The sequence below is a fragment of the Streptomyces sp. rh34 genome (assembly GCF_002551245.1).
Taxonomy (GTDB): domain Bacteria; phylum Actinomycetota; class Actinomycetes; order Streptomycetales; family Streptomycetaceae; genus Streptomyces.
This window is the reverse complement of sequence record NZ_NTGZ01000091.1, coordinates 1-17,834: the sequence shown is the minus strand read 5'-3', so window position 1 is coordinate 17,834 and position 17,834 is coordinate 1. Positions and strand designations below refer to the sequence as shown.

Here is a 17,834-nt window from a genome sequence, read left to right as displayed (position 1 = left end):
TTCGACGTGAAGACGAGACTGGGCGCACTGGCGCTGTTCGGATCCATCACTCTTACAACTCTCACTGGATGCAGCATGGATGATGCCAAGGACTCCAACTCCCTCCCCTCCGCTGGAACCAGCACGTCGAGGGAGGCTGTTGAAACGACCAAGAAGGTTTCCAGTGAGCTCTACGATCTCATCGGAATTAAGGGAGAGGCGTCCAACAGCGGAGCGGGCGTCACGGAGTGCGGCAGCAAGGACCCGGACAAATACTTTCAGATTTTCCACCCGTGGAGCTTCACTCCGGCATCGGCCGACCAACTTGATGGCGTGATGGGCCGGCTCAAGGAGGAACTCCCGAAGCACGGCTGGAAGGTCGTCGAGTACGGGCCCAACACGAGCAAGAACAAGAGCATGCAGCTCACAGCCGACAACGACAAGAAAAGGCACAGCGTCAAGATCACCCACTTCGCGAAGGGTAAGACGCCAAGCCTGAACCTGATGGTTGTGTCCGGCTGCTATCAGGTCCCGGACGGCGAGAAGGTCGACCGGTTCTGAGGATGCCGCAGTGACACCGGAGCGGCGTGAGGCAGCTCGTGCTGCCGATCACGCCGCCCGGGTCGGTCGCTCCCCTTTCAGTGGCTCAAGTGGTGTATTCCTTCTCCGATACGGCGGCTCGAACCAGGAACCGTGCGAAGTCGTCCACATCGAGGCCAGTCAAGTGCTCGATCAGGGCCTGACGGACGTCCCGCACACGTTGGGGTAGGTGCTGTCCAGTGATCTCGCCGGGAAGAATGATGCGTCGAAAGGCCTCCCTTTCGATCACACCACCGACGAGTTTCTCCGCGACCCAGAGCGGCGTGCGCTCCCGGATCGCGAACGTCAGGTGGATGCTGCGGGCCTGCGCGTCGAGCACATGAGGGTTGTGTACCCACCCTCTCGGCAAGAGCAGGGACTGACCTGGCCGGAGATCGACCTCCAGGTCGGGGCCTGTGGCCGCCCACTGTGGGATGAAGCTTGGGTCCCAGACACGGAAGGATTCCTGGTACGCACGCATCGGGGAGGGAAACATCGGGCGCCAGAGCTGCCACCGCTTGATGCCCGCGATCTGCACGATGACGGCCATCTGTTGGTCCCAGTGGTGGAGCAGGCCCTGGCAGCCGGGTGGGGTTACGAAGGCATGCAGGTAGTTGCTGTAGCCGGTCTCCTGCTGAATGCCGCGGGAGACATCCGCCAGGAAAGGGACGACCCGCTGGAGGTTGCCGAGCCGGATCGTATGGCCATCCTCGTAGAGACTCCGCAGCTTCGCTGGGTCGGGTCCGGCCGGCCGTTCGATGGCGGTCCGGATGCAGCACGGCACCTCTGCTCACGACGGCGATCTCGTCGGCGGGCACGCACCCGGTGTCCAGGTAATGGTCGATGCTCTCCGGGTTGATCACGCGGTCGAGCTCGCAGGCCTCGCGTTCGTACACGTATGGCTCGTCCGGCCAGGAGGTCAGGAGCGCTGTCACGCCCGGCTCGGGCAGTAGGAGGTTGAGTGACACGGATGGCGTCCTCGCTTCACGTCACCGAAGGGGTAGGAAGGTCAGGCGGGCGGGAGGGGGCACGGGAGGCCGGGGTGGTGGTGGCTGAGGCAGCACACCACCGAGAAGGAGATCAGGCTCTGGGACTTGGTGTAGTGCACCCAGCAGACGTCGACCCCTCGGGGAAGGGAGTCCATCGCGTGCGCGATCTTGTGTTCGAGGGTGACATAGGCGCGGCCGCCGTCGTCCCTCTCCGCAGGAGGATTCGCCTCGTACGTGCTCTTCAGCCACGTGACGGCGCCGACCACACGGGTCCAGGTGCGGTCCACAGCCGTCTGGTTCTGCCGCATGAGCCAATGCCCGGTCATGAGGGGCGGCAGCGTCGAGGCGACGAAGGCCCGAGTCTGCTCGGCGTTCAGTTCCACACCCGGACGGCGTAGTGCCTCCTGACCGTACGCGTCTCTGCTGCCGGTCCACGGACCGTATCCGTGCCAGTGCCCTGACCAGGTCATCTGCGCCCTTCGCTAGGAGAGACGGGCCGGCCCGGAGCCTGTCCGGTCCGGCCCACTACGTGGTGCTTCGCGCTCAGGAAGGAGGGCCAGGTTAGAGCGTCAGGCCCCTCGTCCTGACCCACCCGGCGGCGAAGTCGTCGAGCTCGGCCTCCGTGAAGCGCAGTTCCTTGCCCGCCCCCTCGGGCTTGCTGTCGCGGATGACGAAAGAGGCCTCCGCGCCGGGGATGGCAGCGAGGCTCACGCAGGTCTCATTGGAGCCGCCGGCGTTGCCGCCGCAGAAGTCGGCGAAGGCATCGGCTGAGGGGGTCGCCAGGGCGTAGAGATTTCCGTTCATGGGGAAGTCCTTCCGGTGCTGATGTCGCGGAGATTCGGTCTCCGCACCGTTCTGCTCGTGCACCCGCCCGGCTGCCGACCGTCCATGGAGACAGCCGGGCGGGAGTCTGTGGGCCTGACGGCGTGTGCTGTTCAGAACTGCGGCGAACGCAGGGATGTCCTGCCTACCTGCCTGACCACGCCGCCGCGATGATCGACGAGCCGATGGCGGCAAGGCAGACGACGTATCCGATCTGCCGAACCCGCTCGCTCACTGCCCCGCGCCTCGCCCTCGACCCGGAACGGGCTTTACAGGAAGGGGCGGTCGGGACGAGATTGCCGTCCCTGCATCGTCGGCGTCGTTCATCGCGGTGAGCCTCCGGAGAACCCGGGCCAGCGCTCGGACGTGGGAGTGGACCTCATGCGACAGGGCTTCCGGAGCTGGAGAGTTGTCGAGGAGGTGGATGACCTCCAGGAGGTAGCCACGGTCAGTTCCACTCCAACTTCGCGCTCCGACTGACAGAGCGCCAGTGAGGGCTACAGCCCGGCCGCGCAAGGAATCCGCGGCGTCGTTGAGTTCCGCGCGGGTGGTGGTACCGAGCCGGAAGGCGAGTACGCGCCGCACCTCGTGCTCCGTGTCCGCCTCCTCACCTGCGTCTGCCGCCCTGGGGTGGCCCGCGCTTGCGGCGCTGTAGGTCTTCATCACGTCGGTCACTAGGCATCTCCGTTCATGGCCGCTTTTGATCGCGTTCTGTGTAGAGGTAACTGCGTGCCGTGCTCATCCCGGTACCGTTGGATACAGGCGTAACCGTGAAAGCCATGAATTTCCGGGGAGTTGGTGTGCCCGTGGCACCTAGGAGCGACCGCAACTCAGGCCTTGAGAACCTTCTTGAACAGGCTGTATGGTCCCGGACGCAGCTCGCGAACGCCGTGAATCGCACAGCCGGAGAAGCGGGCCTGGCCTTGAAGTACGACCAGTCCGCCGTTTCGCACTGGCTGAGCGGGACCCAGCCGCGAGCGCAGGTCCGGCCGGTGATCATCGAAGTGCTCGAACGGAAGCTCGGCCGCCCGGTGACCTATGCCGAAGCAGGGCTGCGCTCGCCGAAGAGCCTGGCAGCGGACTCCGTAAACACTGCTGACTCCCTCTTGGATCTCGGAAGGGCTGACATGGACCCCTCGCGGCGCGGAGTTCTCGCAGCAGGCCTGTACTCGGCTGCCCTTGCCGTCCCGCTCTTCGCAGGAGAGGCCTACGCCAAGGAACGGGAACGCTCGGTGCGGCCGACCGGGCGCATCGGTGAAGCAGAGGTGGCGACTGTCCGCACGATGACGGATCGCATTGCGGACATTCTCGATGAGCTCGGCGCCGGACATGCTCGTCCCATGGCTGCCGCGTTCCTCGTCAACACCGTTGCGCCGTACCTGCGTGCTTCCGCTACCGGAACGGTCCGATGTGACATGCTCTCCGCCGCGTCTGACCTGACGTACCTCACCGGCTGGATGGCCATGTACGAGCGGGCTCATGGCCTTGGCCAGCAGTATTACGTGAAGGCGTTGCGCCTAGCACGGGAAGCATCCGACCACGTGACGTACTGCCGAACCTTGCGCGGCATGAGCCTCCAGGCATCCAATCTGCGGTACGGCCGGAGGGCCCTGGAGCTTGCGGACTCGGCAGCTGAGGCGGCACCGGATGCCGGACCACGCTTGGTGGCCTTCCTCCGCGGACAGCAGGCCCACGCCTCCTCGATGGTCGGGGACCGCCGCGCGGCCTTTGAGAGGTTGCGCGAGGCGGAGTCCGCGCTCTCCAAGGCCGATTCCAGGCGGGAGTCGATCGGAGGCTATGACCAGGCCGCCTACCAATTCCACGTGGCCCACGTTCTGTACGAGACACGTGATCTGCCAGGGTCCATCGCAGCCTTGAAGACATCGCTCCGTGCGCAGCCCAAGCAGGAGAGGCAGGGGCGACTCCACGCCAACGCGGTCATGGCCCAGCGGCAGTTCGAGTTCGGCCACATCGAGGAGGCCTGCACCACGTGGGGCACATTCCTCGACGACTACGTGGGGCTTTCCTCGGCGCGAGGCGACGAGCACTTCGCGACCTTGCGTAGGCGCATTGCGCCGTACGGCAAGGTCCGGGCTGCACGTGAGCTCCAGGAGCGGTCGCGGCAGGTGGCAGGGGTGAAGGGGTAGGTCTTGGCCGCCTGAAGAGCGATCGCCCCACGCTGGGCACAGAGATGGAGGCTCGTGGGCCTTGGGCTGGCGGCGCCTGACTGCGCTGTACTGGAGACAGGTCATAACGTTCGAATCAGGTCGATGTTCGAACAAATTGAGCCAGATGCTCTATCTCGCGGCACACGGCTCTGTCTGCATTCCCTCAGGTCGGCAACATGTCTTCATGCTTGCCTACCGAGCTGTCTTCGGACATGTGAACGATGTGCCTCCCGGCACCGCCTACGAGTCGAGGGAGGAGGTCAAAGCGGCCAAATTGCACAAAGAGAACGAAGCTGGCATCTCGTGGGGGCGTGACGACGACGGCGAGCGAGCTGCCGACGCTATTGTGCTCAATAAGGGGTATGAAGATGACGTAGATAATTGGCAGGAAGTCATCTACACGGGCGCTGGAGGAAAGACTAGAAACTCCACCAAGCAAACATCCGATCAGACGTGGGATAATAAGGGAAACTCAAGCCTTCGACGAAGTCGAGTCAAGGGAAATTTCGTCCGAGTCATCAGAGGTAGTGCCGGTGAGCGCGCATATTCTCCAGTGAGTGGATATCGGTACGATGGCCTGTATATGGTGGTCGATGATTGGTCCGAGACAGGCAGGTCGGGATTCAAGATTTGCCGCTTCGTGTTGCGTCGTTTGGGTGACGAGTGGCAGGACCCTACCTCCTTTGAGCAGCAAATCCGCGACCTCCTTCATGGTCGCGCGCAAGGCGTCGACGGCGATGAGGAGACAAGCGACGAGGTCGTTCGCAGGCGTTCCATGTCTGTAGAACGCATCGTTCGAAAATCTGCTGTAACCCAGCGTGTAAAGCGTTTGCACGACTACACTTGTCAGGTTTGCCGAACTCCGCTACGGATAAATTCGAATGGGACGAATTATGCCGAAGGGGCACATATTCATGCCCTCGGTGGCCCTCAGGGGGGGCCCAGACGTCGACGGCAACGTTCTCTGTCTGTGTCCCAACTGTCACGTGAAGCTTGACCGTGGAGCCCTCTACCTCACCGACGATTTCCAGGCCGTGGATCGCTTCGCGACCGGATTTGGGCAGAGGGTTGTGCCGCTTCGTATGGTGAGTGATCATCGAGTGCAGGAACGTTTCATCCGTGCGCATCGACGGTTCTGGAATATCTTCGATGAAGGCGAAGCTTCATGATCTACTGTCGATCTATCCGACTCTTCTAGCCTGCGGCGATTGCGGAGTACGTCAAAACGTCAGCAGGGATCTGGTGGAGAATTTTCCACTCGACGGCCATGGGATTGCTGCCCTCATGCTTAACATATTCGGCGGGTCCCAATAGCATCCAGGGCTGAGGTCCGCCAATATCCGTCTTCTTATATCGGCGCACGAAGAGGAGGACGTGGGTTCCCTTCTCTCTGTGTGTCTGATATCGAACTCCAGTAGGAGAGGTTTCCGACGTTTGGTTCTGTGACTCCCAGTGGAACAAGGAATCATTGAGGGCGTAGTCCTTGTATCGGGTCTCGGGTGAGAAGTCTTTCTCATCCTTTTTTAGAGTGACGAACAAGGCGTCGGTTCGGATGCCTTCGCACCATTTCACGCCCTCGCGGAAGTGGCCAGGTTTGAACCCGTCCACGGCAGCCTGGCCCAGTGCAGGGAGGATCTCTTCGCGACTATACGAGGCATGCACAGTCAGTGGGATGCTGGCATGCATACCGAGAAGCGGGACTGGTACATGGTCAGCTTGCTCCAGGACGTGAGTAAGCACCTGGCGTAGCTCGTCACGGAACGCTTGCTGGGGGCGGAGTGTGTCCAAGCCCGCTTGGTAGCTCGCGAAGCCCCCTCCTAGTGGCCAGAGGGAGAAGAAGAACATGCGGGCGTATCCCTGTTCCTGCTCACTGAGATTGTCGTAGGTAGGAGCGTCGCCGGCCAGGAGCTTGCAGTATGCAGCAACGCGCAGTGGGTCATCGACGTGAAGGAACGCCGAAATCCGTTTCAGGAGCTCCGGCTCCCCTTCAGGGCTCGTCGGTTCGATGAGCTTGGACCGGCGCAACAGGCCGGTCCAAGAATTTCCATTGCCTCGGTACAGCTCCTTGAGCTCCCGGCCACTCTCCCGAAGGAAGTCCCCAAGCTGCTGCTGTGCGTAGGCAGCCACCTCCCGCGCCAACTGCGTTACGTTGACTGCGATCTGTGCGCGGATGTTGTCAATGATCAGATCCTTAGCCTTCGATTCAAGGATGATCTGGCAACCGGAAGGAAGTTGAGGAAAATCCTGCTCGACATTGCTGAGCAGGCGGTTGCGGGTCAGGTTGGTCAGAGCTCGAAACTGCTCCTCGAAGCGGAATTCCTTACGATGCTGACCGATGAAGTCCAGGACGGTAAGGACCGCCTTGTCTTCGGTGCGCCGTAGCCCGCGTCCCAACTGCTGCAAGAAGACTGTGGCACTTGAGGTAGGGCGGAGGAGTAGCAAGGTGTCAACGTCGGGAATGTCGAGCCCCTCATTGAAGAGGTCCACGGAAAAGATAACTTGTAGATTTCCGGTTCGCAAGTCATCGAGGGCTGCTTTGCGTTCGTGGCGCGGAGTTTCGCCGGAGAGCGCTACCGCATTGAGTCCTGCACGTCGGAAGAAGTCAGCCATGAAGCTGGCATGTGCGACGGATACGCAAAACCCTAGAGCCTTCATGGAGCCCGGGTCTGTGACCTTATCCTTCACCGCCTGCACAACGAGTCGTGCGCGGGCGTCATTTCCGGTGAAGAGATTGCTTAGAGCTGTTGGATCGTAGCCACCGCGCTTCCATGCGATGGCGCTCATGTCTGTGTTGTCGGTTATCCCAAAGTAGTGAAATGGGCTGAGAAGGTCGTTCTCTAGAGCTTCCCAGAGTCGCATTTCGGCGGCGATCCGCCCGTCGAAGAACTCATCTTGGATGTTCAGACCATCCATGCGTTCCGGAGTGGCTGTGAGGCCGAGGAGTTCGTGTGGCCTGAAGTGGTCCAAGATTTTGCGGTACGTGGGTGATGTGCCGTGATGGAACTCGTCGATGACGATCACGTCGAAGTGATCGGGGGCGAACCGACTCAGTACTTGTGAAGTGAGTGACTGGACGCTGGCGAACACATGGGCCCAGCGGTCGGGGTTCTCGTCAGCGAAGAGCAGCTCGCCGAAGTTCGCATCGACGAGGACGTTCTGGTAGACGCGCAAAGACTGTTCAAGGATCTCTTTGCGATGAGCCACGAAGAGTAGGCGAGGATCATGGCCGAGCGACTGACGTAGGTGCTTGTAGTCCAGTGCCGCCATAACGGTCTTGCCGGTCCCCGTGGCGGCGACAAGGAGGTTCCGGTGCCGGTCATGCACGGTGCGCTCTACTTGCAGTCGTTCCAGCATGTCCCGCTGGTGCGGAAACGGGCGAACTTCGAGGCCGGATAGCGTGATGCTCCGGTCGCTGGAACGGGTGCTGTTGCCTGCCTGAGACAAGGCGTCATCGAGTCGCTGTGCGTCCGTGTCGGGATCGTATGACTCGAAGGCGGGCTCACTCCAGTAGGCATCGAAGGTCGCCTCGAACTTGCGGATCACCGAGGGCGTTGCGATGGAGGATAGGCGGACGTTCCATTCGAGTCCATCGAGGAGCGCTGCCTTGGACAGGTTGGAGCTGCCGACGTATGCCGTGTCGAAACCGCTGAAACGCCGGAAAAGCCATGCCTTGGCGTGAAGACGGGTGGAGCGCAGTTCGTAGTTGACTTTCACCTCGGCATTGAAGTCTCGTACGAGGCGGTCTAGGGCACGCCGTTCGGTAGCACCAATGTAGGTCGTCGTGAGTACACGGATGGGGATACCGCGCTGGCGCGCAGACGTTAGGGATTTTTCGAGGACGCGAAGGCCGTGCCACTTGACGAACGCACAGAGGAGATCGACTCGATCAGCGGTAGCTAGCTCGGCGCGCAGTTCGAAGCCGAGACTGGGATCCTCGGGAGAATTCGTGATGAGTGCTGTTTCGGACAACGGAGTCGCCGGGCGTATGGCGTATACGCCCGGTGCCTCCTGTTCCGCAACAGAGAGCAGCTGTCGCGGTCCCTCAACGACGAGATCGACCCACTCCTTAGCACCTTCGATCGTCCTGAGTGATTCCAGGATGTGATTGGCGGCAATCACTTGCTCGGCTGGGGAGAGTCCTTGGAAGACCTGCCGCACGGTGGCGCCGATGTGACGAGCGAGTACATGGGGTGCTGATTCCTGGCCGACCGCGGCATCGATGGGGCGCCAGCCCGTGGTGTCGAGTTGCTTCATCCGCTCGGCGAGCCGATGCGTGATGAGCGATTCGTACAGCCCAGCAACTGGTGCGTCGTCCGAAATGTTGTTGGGCATGGCCGAGTTCCCCTTGTCTCGTTGCGTCTGCATGTGCAGTTGTATCAAGGGGGTCTGTCAGCCCGAGCGATGACCGCAGAAGCTGCCGAGGCCGCCAGCCACGAAGTGCGGCTGGCGGCCTCGACGAGGGTGGCGTTAGGAGTCATCCGACCCCGTGGCACCGCCCGTAGGCCTCCCCGCTGCCGCACCAGCAGGCGGCCGTGCGGGACGGGGGCCAGGGGACGGCGCGGCCCCGGGCGGCGAGGGTGGTGGCGTACTGGGGGAGGAGGCCCGGGTCGGCCGGGGACGCGGCCTCGGAGGCGGCGAACGCCTCGTACGAGGGGACCGTGCCCGTGACGATGCCCAGGTTCGGGGTGCCCGTCGCGTGGAGGTCCCGGAGCGCGGTCTCCAGGCGGTCCAGGTGTGTGGCGCGGTCCACGTACTCGTCGGTCAACGCCGGGTACGCGGTGAGCAGTTCGCGCAGCTCGTCCTCGGGCCAGTGCAGGACGGCGACCGGGAACGGGCGGGAGAGGGCCGTGCGGTAGGTGCCCAGCTCCGCGCGGAGGCGGGTGATCTCGGCCTTCAGCTCGACCGGGTCCGAGGAGCCCAGCGACCACAGGCGCTTGGGGTCGTGGAGTTCGTCCAGGGGGACCGGGGCCGTGTGCAGCTCGCCCGCCAGCTCGTCCCAGGCGTCGTGGTCCAGGCCCATCAGCCGGCGCACCCGGTGGCGGCCGGTCAGCAGGGACTGGACGGCGTACGGGACCTCCTCGCCGGGGGCCAGCAGCAGGTTCAGCGCGGTCGAGAGGAAGTCGTGCGCCGACTCCAGTTCGTCGTGCGCCTCCAGGGTCTCCGCGGCCACCTGCCACGGTGCCGCGTCCAGCGGGCCCGCGGTGCGGATGCCGTCGATGATCGCCCGGGCCTCGGCCTCGTGGCCGTACTCCCAGAGGTTGGCCGCCTTCAGGGACTTGATCAGGTGCGGGTTGTCGACGGTGGCCTCGGGGGCCCCGAGCAGGTCGTCGTAGAGCGTGCTCGCGCGGGCGCGGTCGCCCGCGAGTTCCAGGTGGGCCGCGGCCTGGAGGATCAGCGGTTCGTGGTCCTCGGGGTACTGCGCCGCGGTGCGGAGCAGACGCTCGGCTTCGGTGGTGTGGTCGGCAGGCGTGTCGGGGCGCATGGACCACACGGTACTGCCGGACGGCGGCGGTGTGGAGGAGAGGGCGGGGGATGGAGAAGGGAGAGAAGTCTGGAGAGTTGTGAGGTTTGCCCCTACCGTGCGCGCCGATGCCCGTACGGCGCCGTGCGCGCCGATGCAGGGGGAGCCGAGGCGGGGGAGAGCGAGGCAAGGGGGAGAGGGAGAGGGGACGTCGATGCTGCGGGAGTGGGGTGCTGTGCGAGGACGGGGACGGGGACGAGGACGGGGACGGGGACCGGGACGAGGGCGGGGGCGAGGAGGGGGGCGGGGGATCCGGAACCGGTCGGTCGTGCGAAGCCGCGGGGGCGGTGCGTCACGTCTCCTCGCCCGGGGGCTGTGGGCGTCGGCCGAGCTCGCCGTGACCCTCGGTGTCGTGCTGCTGCTGCTCGTCGCCCACCAGCTGTGGTGGACCAACCGCGAGGCGCGCGCCGAGGCCGGGCGTACCGTGCAGAGCCTGCTGCGGGAGTGGGACGAGCCGGCCGTCGTCGACGACGCGGCGGAGGAGGGGAGCCCCCGTCCTTCGGCCACCGGACGAGGCGCCGAGGCCGCGCCGGCCGCCCCGGCGGCGTCCGACGTCCCCGCCAGCCCCCGGCCCGCCCCCCGCTGGGACCAGGCGTACGCCGTGCTGCGCATCCCCCGGATCGGGCTCACCGCCCCCGTCGCCGAGGGCACCAGCAAGGGCGGGGTGCTCGACCGGGGGTACGTCGGGCACTACACCCGCACCGCGCAGGCCGGGCAGGCCGGGAACTTCGCGCTCGCCGGGCACCGCAACACCCACGGCGAGCCCTTCCGGCGCATCGACCGGCTCCGGAGCGGTGACCGGATCACCGTCGAGACCCGGGACGCCGTCTTCACGTACACCGTCGGCAAACGGCTCGCGCGGACCGCGCCTTCGGACAGCGGGGTCATCGCGCCCGTGCCGCGCAGCAACATCACGACCTCCGTCGGGTACAGCGCGCCCGGCTACTACCTCACCCTGACCACCTGCACCCCCGAGTTCAGCTCCCGCTACCGGCTCGTCGTCTGGGGGAAGCTCACCGCGATGCGCCCGCGGTGAGCGGCGACCGGGGGCGCAGGGTCCCGGGGTGTTCGGGGTGTTCGTCCTTCGCCGCCGCCCGAGCCGCCCGGAGCGTGTCCGAACCCGCCCGGAGCACATCCGGTCATCATGTATAACGAAGGGAGTGACGTGCGCATCGACGAACGGTCCGCATGAGCAGTACCGGGGGCCGTACGAGTCCGCACGACCCCGTACGAGGACGGAACGGGAGGTGCATGCCGTGAGGGACGCCGACGCTCTGCGCCGCGCCTTCGCCCGGCTGCTCCGGCCCGCCGGACTCCTCGTCCTCTTCCTCACCGAGGTCCTCCTCGCCGAGGGCGGCAGCCTCTCCGCGGCCGTCGCGCTCGCCGCGACCGCGGCCGCCGGCTCCGCACTCCTCGCCTGCTCCGTCATCAGCGCCCGCTGCGCGTCCCCGGTGCCCCGCACCCGGGTCCGTACGGCCATCAGGGACCGGGAGCAGCGCACCGCGTTCCTCCCGCAACGCGACCCCGACGCCCGGGGCCGCACACGACCCCGGGCACCCGGGCACGCCCTCCTGACGGCCGCCGCGTAGCGAACCCCGCACGTCTTCCCGTACGTACCTCTCGCGCCTCGTGTGCCTCGGGCGTACGTGCGTCCCGTACGGGCGGTGCGCCCCGCGCCGGTCGTCATGCCGAGTGATCACCCCGTACCTCCTCGCAGGTACCTCCCGGCACGACGAGACCCCCGGAGGGCTCACCCATGTCCGCCTTCATGTCCGCTTTCGCGAGCCTGGTCGGCTCCCTCGCCGACCTGCTCCAGCCGTTCTTCCAGACCGCGTCCACCGCCGCCGCGATCGTCCTGTTCACCGCGCTCGTCCGGCTGGCCGTCCACCCCCTGTCGCGGGCCGCCGCACGCGGACAGAAGGCCCGCAGCCGGCTCCAGCCGCAGATCGCCGAACTCCGCAAGAAGCACGGCAGGAACCCGGAGCGGATGCAGAAGGCGATCATGGAGCTGCACGCCGCCGAGAAGGTGTCGCCGCTCTCCGGCTGCCTGCCGAGCCTGCTCCAGATGCCCGCGTTCTTCCTGCTCTACCACCTGTTCTCCAGCAGCTCCATCGGCGGCGAGCCCAACGCGCTGCTCAGCCACGACCTGCTCGGCGCACCGCTCGGCGGGCGCTGGCACGACGCGCTCGCGCAGGGCGGCGTGTTCGGCGGTCAGGGCTGGGTCTATCTGGGGCTCTTCGCGATCGTCGCCGCCGTCGCCACGTTCAGCTACGGACGCACCAAGCGGCAGCTGGCCGCCAACCCGATGGCGCCCGCCGCGGGCCCGGACGGACAGGCCGTGCCCGGGATGGGCGCGATGACGAAGGTGATGCCGCTGCTGTCCTTCTTCACCCTGATCACCGTGGCCGTCGTCCCGCTGGCCGCCGCCCTCTACGTGGTCACCACGACCACCTGGACCGCCGTCGAGCGGGCCTGGCTGTACCGGGACATGCCGGTCGCCGACGGCGCCATGGCCACGGCGCCGTAATCGGCCCGCCCCCACCCGGTGCGGTGCGTGAACGAGCAGGCCGGTCCAGTGTGTGAACGAGGTCTTGCGGAGTGATCGCTTCTCTTGGACGATCAGCCAAGTCCTCCGTCGGCCGCAACCCGCCGGAGGGCCACCACCTCGACCAAGAGGAGTTGGACCGTTGAAGCTGCTTCGAGTCGGTACGGCGGGCGCCGAGCGCCCCGCACTTCTCGACCGCGACGGGACTCTGCGTGATCTGTCGGGGATCGTCCCCGACATCGACGGCGAGCTGCTCGCCGACGCCTCCGCGCTCGCCCGGGTACGGGCGGCCGCCGAGGCGCCCGGCGTGCTGCCCGCCCTGGACGCGACGGGGCTGCGGACCGGCCCGCCCCTGGGACGCATCGGCAAGATCGTGTGCATCGGGCTGAACTACCACGACCACGCCGCCGAGACGGGTGCGGAGATCCCGGCGGAGCCGATCCTGTTCTTCAAGGCGCCCGACACCGTCGTCGGACCCGACGACACGGTCCTGGTGCCGCGCGGCAGCCGGAAGACCGACTGGGAGGTCGAGCTGGCCGTCGTCATCGGGCGCACCGCCCGCTACCTGGAGACGGCCGAGGAGGGCCTCGCCCACGTCGCCGGGTACGCGACGGCGCACGACGTCTCGGAGCGCGAGTTCCAGATCGAGCGCGGCGGCACCTGGGACAAGGGCAAGAACTGCGAGACGTTCAACCCGCTGGGCCCCTGGCTGGTCACCGCCGACGAGGTGCCCGACCCGCAGGCCCTGCCGCTGCGGCTCTGGGTCAACGGCGAGCTGAAGCAGAACGGCACCACGGCCGAGCAGATCTTCCCGGTCGGCGAGGTCGTCCGCTACCTCAGCCACTTCATGACGCTCTACCCGGGCGACGTGATCAACACCGGTACGCCCGCCGGGGTCGCGATGGGGCAGCCCGAGCCGAAGCCGTACCTGAGGGCGGGCGATGTGGTGGAGCTGGAGGTGGAGGGGCTCGGCCGGCAGCGGCAGGAGCTGAAGGGGGCGTAGGCCCTCTCCCGGGCGGGAGGGGCCGGAGCCCCCGGGCCGGAGGAACCGGACCTCCCGAGCCGGAGCGGCCGGGGCGCCGCCGTCACACGTACCAGGACGTGCAGGCGGGGCGCCGCGCAGGCGGGGCGCGCAGACGGGGCGCCCTCACGCGTCCGGTGACGGCGCCCGGTCCCTGTACGGTGACGGCGCTCCGGTCCCGTACGGTGACGGCGCTCCGGTCCCGTACCGGCCCCGCTCAGCCTCCCGGCGTCGCCGCGAACCGCTCCAGCGCCTCGACCACCATCGCGTGGTCCTCGGCCTGCGGCAGCCCGGACACCGTGACCGTGCCGATCACGCCCGCACCCTCCACCGCGATGGGGAACGAACCGCCGTGTGCCGCGTACGTGTCCGGGTCCAGGCGCGAGGACTCCTCGAACGTGGTGCCCTTCGCCCGGAACCGGGTGCCCACCAGATACGAGCTCTCGCCGTACCGCTCGACGACCTTGCGCTTGCGGTCGATCCAGGCGTCGTTGTCCGCGCTGGAGCCGGGCAGCGCCGCGTGGAAGAGCTGCTGCGCGCCGCGCCGGATGTCGATCGCGACCGGTGCGTGCCGCTCCCGGGCCAGCGCGACCAGCAGGCTGCCGAGCGCGAACGCGTCGTCGTACGAGAAGTGCGCGAGGGTGAGCCGGCGCTCCTGGGCGATCAGCTCGGAGATGGTGGGGGAGGCGGTGCTCATGCGCGCTGCTCCTTCGCCTGCTGGTCCTCGTCGTGGTGGGGGAGGAGGGTGACGGAGACGCCTTCGCGGGCCGAACGGCGGGCGGCCTCCAGGACGTCCAGCGCGGCGGCGGCCTGGAGCGCGGTGACCGGGTTGTCGCCGGCGCCGTGTACGGCGGCGGCGACGGCGGCGTAGTACGCGGGGTAGTCGCCGGGCAGCGTACGGACCGGGGTGCCGCCGCCGGTCAGCGGGGACTCGCCGGAGCCGAGGCGGCCCCACAGCTCCTCCGCCTCCTCGCCCCACGGCTCACCGGCCACCGGGCGCAGGCCCTCGCGCAGGGCCGCCTCCTGCGGGTCCAGGCCGTACTTCACATAGCCCGCCTTCGAGCCCAGCACCCGGAAGCGCGGGCCGAGCTGGGCCGTGGTGGCGCTGACGTACAGATGCGAGCGGACCCCGTTGGCGTGGGTGATCGCGAGGAACGTGTCGTCGTCCGCCGCCGCGCCCGGCCGCCGCACGTCGGACTCGGCGTACACCTGGACCGCCGGGCCGAACAGCATCAGTGCCTGGTCGACGACGTGGCTGCCCAGGTCGTACAGCAGACCGCCGATCTCCTCCGGGTCACCCGACTCGCGCCAGCCGCCCTTCGGCTGCGGCCGCCAGCGCTCGAACCGGGACTCGAAACGCTGTACCTCGCCCAGCTCGCCCTCGGCGATCAGCCCGGCCAGGGTGCGGAAGTCGTTGTCCCAGCGGCGGTTCTGGAAGACGGAGAGCAGCAGCCCGCGCTCCTCGGCGAGGGCCGCCAGCTCGCGCGCCTCGGCGGCGGTCCCGGCGACCGGCTTGTCCACGACCACCGGCAGCCCGGCCTTCAGCGCGGCCGTCGCCAGCGGGACGTGCGTCCTGTTCGGAGTGGCGATCACGACGAGGTCCAGCTCGTCGGCGCGCTCCCACAGCTCCTCCGGCGAGGCGGCGAGGCGGACGCCGGGGAACGCGGCGAGGGCCTCGGCCCGGCGCTCCTCGTTCGCCGTGACGACCGTGTCGAGGACCAGTCCGTCGGTCGCGGTAACCAGCGGGGCGTGGAAGACGGAGCCGGCCAGGCCGTAGCCGACGAGGGCGACGCGGAGGGGCGCGTCGGAGGCGTTGGGGGCGTTGGAGGTCATGCGATCCACTTAAGCAACGCTGTTGCCAAAGTGCAAGCGACCGGCACAATGGGGTGGTGAAGAGGAGTGAACCGTGAACGGGAGCCGGACGAAGACCCAGGCCGGGGTCAACCTGCCGGCGTTGCGCCACCACAACGCCACGCTGGTCCTCGACCTGCTGCGGGCCGCCGGGGCGGAGGGCATCAGCCGGCTGGAGCTCGCCGAGCGCACCGGCCTCACCCCGCAGGCCGTCAGCAAGATCACCGCCCGGCTGCGGGAGGACGGTCTCGCCGTCGGCGCGGGCCTGCGCCCCTCCACCGGCGGCAAACCGCGTACCGTGCTGCGGCTGGTCCCCGACGCGCAGTTCGCCGTCGGGCTGCACCTGGACCGCGACGGGCTCACCGCCGTCCTGGTCGACCTCGCGGGCCGGCCGGTCGCGGTCACCCGCGCGCCGCTCGACCTCGGCGCTCCGGCGGACCGGGTCCTCGCGGACGCGGCGGACGCCGTACGGGACCTGTCCGCCGCCGAACCGCACAAGCGGGTGCTCGGTGTCGGCGTCGCCGTGCCCGGTCCGCTGGACCACCGGGACGGCGTGCTGCGCCGGGTCACCGGATTCCCGCAGTGGGACGGGTACCCGCTGCGCGCGGCCCTGGCCGAGCGGACCGGGCTGCCGGTGGTGCTGGACAAGGACACCAACGCCGCCGCCCTCGCCCTGGCCCTGTCGCTCGACGAACCGCGCGGCGACTTCGCCTACCTCCACCTCGGTACGGGGCTCGGCGCGGGCCTGGTCCTCGGCGGCGAGGTGCACCGGGGCGCGCGGACGGGCGCGGGCGAATTCGGCCACCAGACGCTCCAGTTGGACGGCCCGCTCTGCGGCTGCGGCGGACGCGGCTGCATCGAGGCGCTGTGCCTGGCCGCCGAGGCGCGCGGCGACCGGGGGGAGGCCGCCCGGGTCCTGGGAACGGGCGCGGCGAACCTGGTCGGCCTGCTCGGCATCGACCGGGTGGTCCTGGGCGGCAGGACGGTGGCCGCCGACGAGGACGCGTACGTGCGGGGCGTCCGGGCCGTGATCGAGGAGCGGGCCGCGCGGGGCGGGGCGGGCGCGGGCGTGACCGTCACGGTCGCCCGGGGCGGCGACCGGCCGGTCGCGGAGGGCGCGGCGCAACTGGTGCTCGCGCCGGTGTTCGGGCGGGTGGGGGAGCGGGGCGGGGAGCACGGTGAAGAACAAGGTGGAGAGCGAGGTGGGACGCAACGTGGAGAGCGAGGTGGGACAGTCGGGTGATCATATGAATCAAGTCGGCATGTCGACTCTCTGAGTCCGCGCGCGCGTGCTTGCGTCGGAGGCCACCGCCGGAGGCCCCGCTCCGGTCGTCGCGAGCAGTGAAGGGTGACCCCCATGCCCCCCACCTCCTGCGCACGGCTGCGTGACGCCCGTGCGCTCGCCGCCCTCGGGCTGGCCGCCGGGATCACGGTGCCCGCCGCGCTCCTGGGCGGCCCGCAGGCCGCCGCCCTGCCGGCCGCGTCCGCAGCCGCCTCCTTAGCCGCCGACCGGCAACCCGTCTGCGGTGACCCGGACGCCAAGGACTTCCCCATCGAGACCCGGATCCAGGATGCCCCGGACAGGTACGCCTCCGGCGGCGGCTACGGCACCTGGTTCCTCGACCTCACCAACACCACCGACACGTCCTGCCGGGCCCTGCATCCGGTTCTCGTCCTCGCCGACCGCGACCGCAGGCTGACGTCGGACCAGATCCAGCTGGAGTTCTCCGAGCCCGGCCGCCCGGAGATCGAACACCGGGTCACCTGGGAGAGCACCGACCGCGACGAGCAGATCGGCGTCTTCGGCGGCGATAGGGGCGAGGCAGGCAAGAAGGAGGGCACGGAGGAGGGCAAGGAGGACGGCGGGGAAGCGGGCGAGGCGGGGACGTCGAGCGGCACCGGAACCGAGACCGACGGCTCCGGCGAGGGGTTCCTCGGTTTCACCGTTCCCGCCGGTGAAACCGTCTCCGTACGCGTCCGGATGGCCTTCACCTCCGACACCGCCCCCGGCCCGGTCACCGCCCACGCCGCCGTCGTCCAGCGCCGCCACCAGGACAAGGCCAAGGGTGGCGGGCGCGAGGACGGCGAATGGGTGGGGGAGTCCGAGGACTACCCCTTCGTCATCGTGGACGGCGCCACGGGCGGCATCCGCGAACCGGACTCTCCGTCCGAGCGCCCCCGGTCCGAGCACCCCCGGTCGGAGTCCCCGCAGCCGGAAAGCCCTCGGCCGGAACGTCCTGATCCGGCACGCACCGACCCGGGTGACGGCACCCGCACGGACCCGGGTGACGGCACCCGCACGGACCCGGGTGACGGCACCCGCACGGACCCGGGTGAAGGCACCCGCACGGACCCGGGC

17 protein-coding genes are annotated in these 17,834 nt (G+C 67.9%); 10 read left to right on the top strand and 7 right to left on the bottom strand.

The genetic code is table 11. From position 1 onward, the window contains the following. The first annotated feature begins 6 nt into the window (after positions 1 to 6). On the top strand, positions 7 to 540 hold the full coding sequence (locus CR470_RS18460) for a hypothetical protein (RefSeq protein WP_257138786.1): 534 nt from the start codon (positions 7 to 9) through the stop codon (positions 538 to 540). An 85-nt stretch (positions 541 to 625) separates the two neighbouring features. Here CR470_RS18460 and CR470_RS18455 read toward each other — a convergent pair whose 3' ends face one another. The 3 genes from CR470_RS18455 to CR470_RS18445 all read right to left on the bottom strand — a co-directional run bounded on the left by CR470_RS18455 (position 626) and on the right by CR470_RS18445 (position 2,351). Beyond that, a complete protein-coding gene (locus tag CR470_RS18455) occupies positions 626 to 1,342 on the bottom strand; it encodes a cupin domain-containing protein (protein ID WP_257138785.1) in 717 nt (238 codons plus the stop codon). A 225-nt stretch (positions 1,343 to 1,567) separates the two neighbouring features. After that, positions 1,568 to 1,930, bottom strand: coding sequence for a hypothetical protein (locus CR470_RS18450; protein WP_257138783.1), 363 nt, complete (start codon positions 1,928 to 1,930; stop codon positions 1,568 to 1,570). 178 nt (positions 1,931 to 2,108) lie between these two features. Then, positions 2,109 to 2,351 (bottom strand): DUF397 domain-containing protein, encoded by a 243-nt coding sequence (locus CR470_RS18445; protein WP_097868679.1) that lies wholly within the window; start codon positions 2,349 to 2,351, stop codon positions 2,109 to 2,111. Positions 2,352 to 3,148: 797 nt separating this feature from the next. On the opposite strand from CR470_RS18445, the gene CR470_RS18440 reads away from it, so the two are divergent. The 3 genes from CR470_RS18440 (at position 3,149) to CR470_RS41330 (ending at position 5,706) form a co-directional block, all read left to right on the top strand. Further along, on the top strand, positions 3,149 to 4,516 hold the full coding sequence (locus tag CR470_RS18440) for a hypothetical protein (RefSeq protein ID WP_097868678.1): 1,368 nt from the start codon (positions 3,149 to 3,151) through the stop codon (positions 4,514 to 4,516). Positions 4,517 to 4,661: 145 nt separating this feature from the next. Further along, positions 4,662 to 5,534, top strand: coding sequence for a YDG/SRA domain-containing protein (locus CR470_RS41335; protein WP_097868677.1), 873 nt, complete (start codon positions 4,662 to 4,664; stop codon positions 5,532 to 5,534). After that, positions 5,419 to 5,706, top strand: coding sequence for an HNH endonuclease (locus CR470_RS41330; RefSeq protein ID WP_373561426.1), 288 nt, complete (start codon positions 5,419 to 5,421; stop codon positions 5,704 to 5,706). The genes CR470_RS41335 and CR470_RS41330 overlap by 116 nt, the downstream gene beginning before the upstream one ends. Before the next feature lie 25 nt (positions 5,707 to 5,731). Here CR470_RS41330 and CR470_RS18430 read toward each other — a convergent pair whose 3' ends face one another. Both CR470_RS18430 and CR470_RS18425 read right to left on the bottom strand, forming a co-directional pair. After that, positions 5,732 to 8,869, bottom strand: a complete 3,138-nt coding sequence (locus CR470_RS18430) for a DUF3427 domain-containing protein (RefSeq protein WP_097868676.1) — start codon at positions 8,867 to 8,869, stop codon at positions 5,732 to 5,734. Positions 8,870 to 9,011: 142 nt separating this feature from the next. Then, positions 9,012 to 10,019 (bottom strand): SEC-C domain-containing protein, encoded by a 1,008-nt coding sequence (locus CR470_RS18425; protein ID WP_097868675.1) that lies wholly within the window; start codon positions 10,017 to 10,019, stop codon positions 9,012 to 9,014. A gap of 307 nt (positions 10,020 to 10,326) precedes the next feature. Between CR470_RS18425 and CR470_RS18420 the strand changes: the two genes are divergently transcribed. The 4 genes from CR470_RS18420 (at position 10,327) to CR470_RS18405 (ending at position 13,606) form a co-directional block, all read left to right on the top strand. Further along, the gene (locus CR470_RS18420; protein WP_097868674.1) at positions 10,327 to 11,094 is read left to right on the top strand and encodes a class E sortase; all 768 of its coding nucleotides are present in this window, start codon (positions 10,327 to 10,329) and stop codon (positions 11,092 to 11,094) included. 220 nt (positions 11,095 to 11,314) lie between these two features. Continuing rightward, positions 11,315 to 11,647, top strand: a complete 333-nt coding sequence (locus CR470_RS18415) for a DUF6412 domain-containing protein (RefSeq protein WP_097868688.1) — start codon at positions 11,315 to 11,317, stop codon at positions 11,645 to 11,647. Positions 11,648 to 11,814: 167 nt separating this feature from the next. After that, positions 11,815 to 12,585, top strand: coding sequence for a YidC/Oxa1 family membrane protein insertase (locus tag CR470_RS18410; RefSeq protein WP_097868673.1), 771 nt, complete (start codon positions 11,815 to 11,817; stop codon positions 12,583 to 12,585). A gap of 160 nt (positions 12,586 to 12,745) precedes the next feature. Continuing rightward, positions 12,746 to 13,606 carry a fumarylacetoacetate hydrolase family protein gene (locus CR470_RS18405; RefSeq protein WP_050359716.1) on the top strand — a complete coding sequence of 287 codons (861 nt, stop codon included), beginning with the start codon at positions 12,746 to 12,748 and terminating at the stop codon, positions 13,604 to 13,606. A 235-nt stretch (positions 13,607 to 13,841) separates the two neighbouring features. Here the strand turns inward: CR470_RS18405 and CR470_RS18400 are convergent, their stop codons facing one another. Both CR470_RS18400 and CR470_RS18395 read right to left on the bottom strand, forming a co-directional pair. Continuing rightward, on the bottom strand, positions 13,842 to 14,321 hold the full coding sequence (locus CR470_RS18400; RefSeq protein WP_097868672.1) for a heme-degrading domain-containing protein: 480 nt from the start codon (positions 14,319 to 14,321) through the stop codon (positions 13,842 to 13,844). Further along, positions 14,318 to 15,457, bottom strand: a complete 1,140-nt coding sequence (locus tag CR470_RS18395) for a Gfo/Idh/MocA family oxidoreductase (protein WP_097868671.1) — start codon at positions 15,455 to 15,457, stop codon at positions 14,318 to 14,320. The genes CR470_RS18400 and CR470_RS18395 overlap by 4 nt, the downstream gene beginning before the upstream one ends. Positions 15,458 to 15,530: 73 nt before the next feature. On the opposite strand from CR470_RS18395, the gene CR470_RS18390 reads away from it, so the two are divergent. Continuing rightward, a complete protein-coding gene (locus CR470_RS18390; RefSeq protein WP_097868670.1) occupies positions 15,531 to 16,718 on the top strand; it encodes an ROK family transcriptional regulator in 1,188 nt (395 codons plus the stop codon). A gap of 114 nt (positions 16,719 to 16,832) precedes the next feature. Then, on the top strand, positions 16,833 to 17,834 hold a 1,002-nt coding region (locus tag CR470_RS40605), incomplete at its 3' end, for a peptidase (RefSeq protein ID WP_257138781.1).

Excerpts from the sequence above, each read along its gene's own strand:
- CR470_RS18445 (WP_097868679.1), bottom strand. The coding sequence starts at position 2,351 with ATGAACGGAAATCTCTACGCCCTGGCGACCCCCTCAGCCGATGCCTTC.
- CR470_RS18440 (WP_097868678.1), top strand. The coding sequence starts at position 3,149 with ATGAATTTCCGGGGAGTTGGTGTGCCCGTGGCACCTAGGAGCGACCGC.
- CR470_RS41335 (WP_097868677.1), top strand. The coding sequence starts at position 4,662 with ATGCTCTATCTCGCGGCACACGGCTCTGTCTGCATTCCCTCAGGTCGG.
- CR470_RS41330 (WP_373561426.1), top strand. The coding sequence starts at position 5,419 with ATGGGACGAATTATGCCGAAGGGGCACATATTCATGCCCTCGGTGGCC.
- CR470_RS18430 (WP_097868676.1), bottom strand. The coding sequence starts at position 8,869 with ATGCCCAACAACATTTCGGACGACGCACCAGTTGCTGGGCTGTACGAA.
- CR470_RS18425 (WP_097868675.1), bottom strand. The coding sequence starts at position 10,019 with ATGCGCCCCGACACGCCTGCCGACCACACCACCGAAGCCGAGCGTCTG.
- CR470_RS18410 (WP_097868673.1), top strand. The coding sequence starts at position 11,815 with ATGTCCGCCTTCATGTCCGCTTTCGCGAGCCTGGTCGGCTCCCTCGCC.
- CR470_RS18400 (WP_097868672.1), bottom strand. The coding sequence starts at position 14,321 with ATGAGCACCGCCTCCCCCACCATCTCCGAGCTGATCGCCCAGGAGCGC.
- CR470_RS18395 (WP_097868671.1), bottom strand. The coding sequence starts at position 15,457 with ATGACCTCCAACGCCCCCAACGCCTCCGACGCGCCCCTCCGCGTCGCC.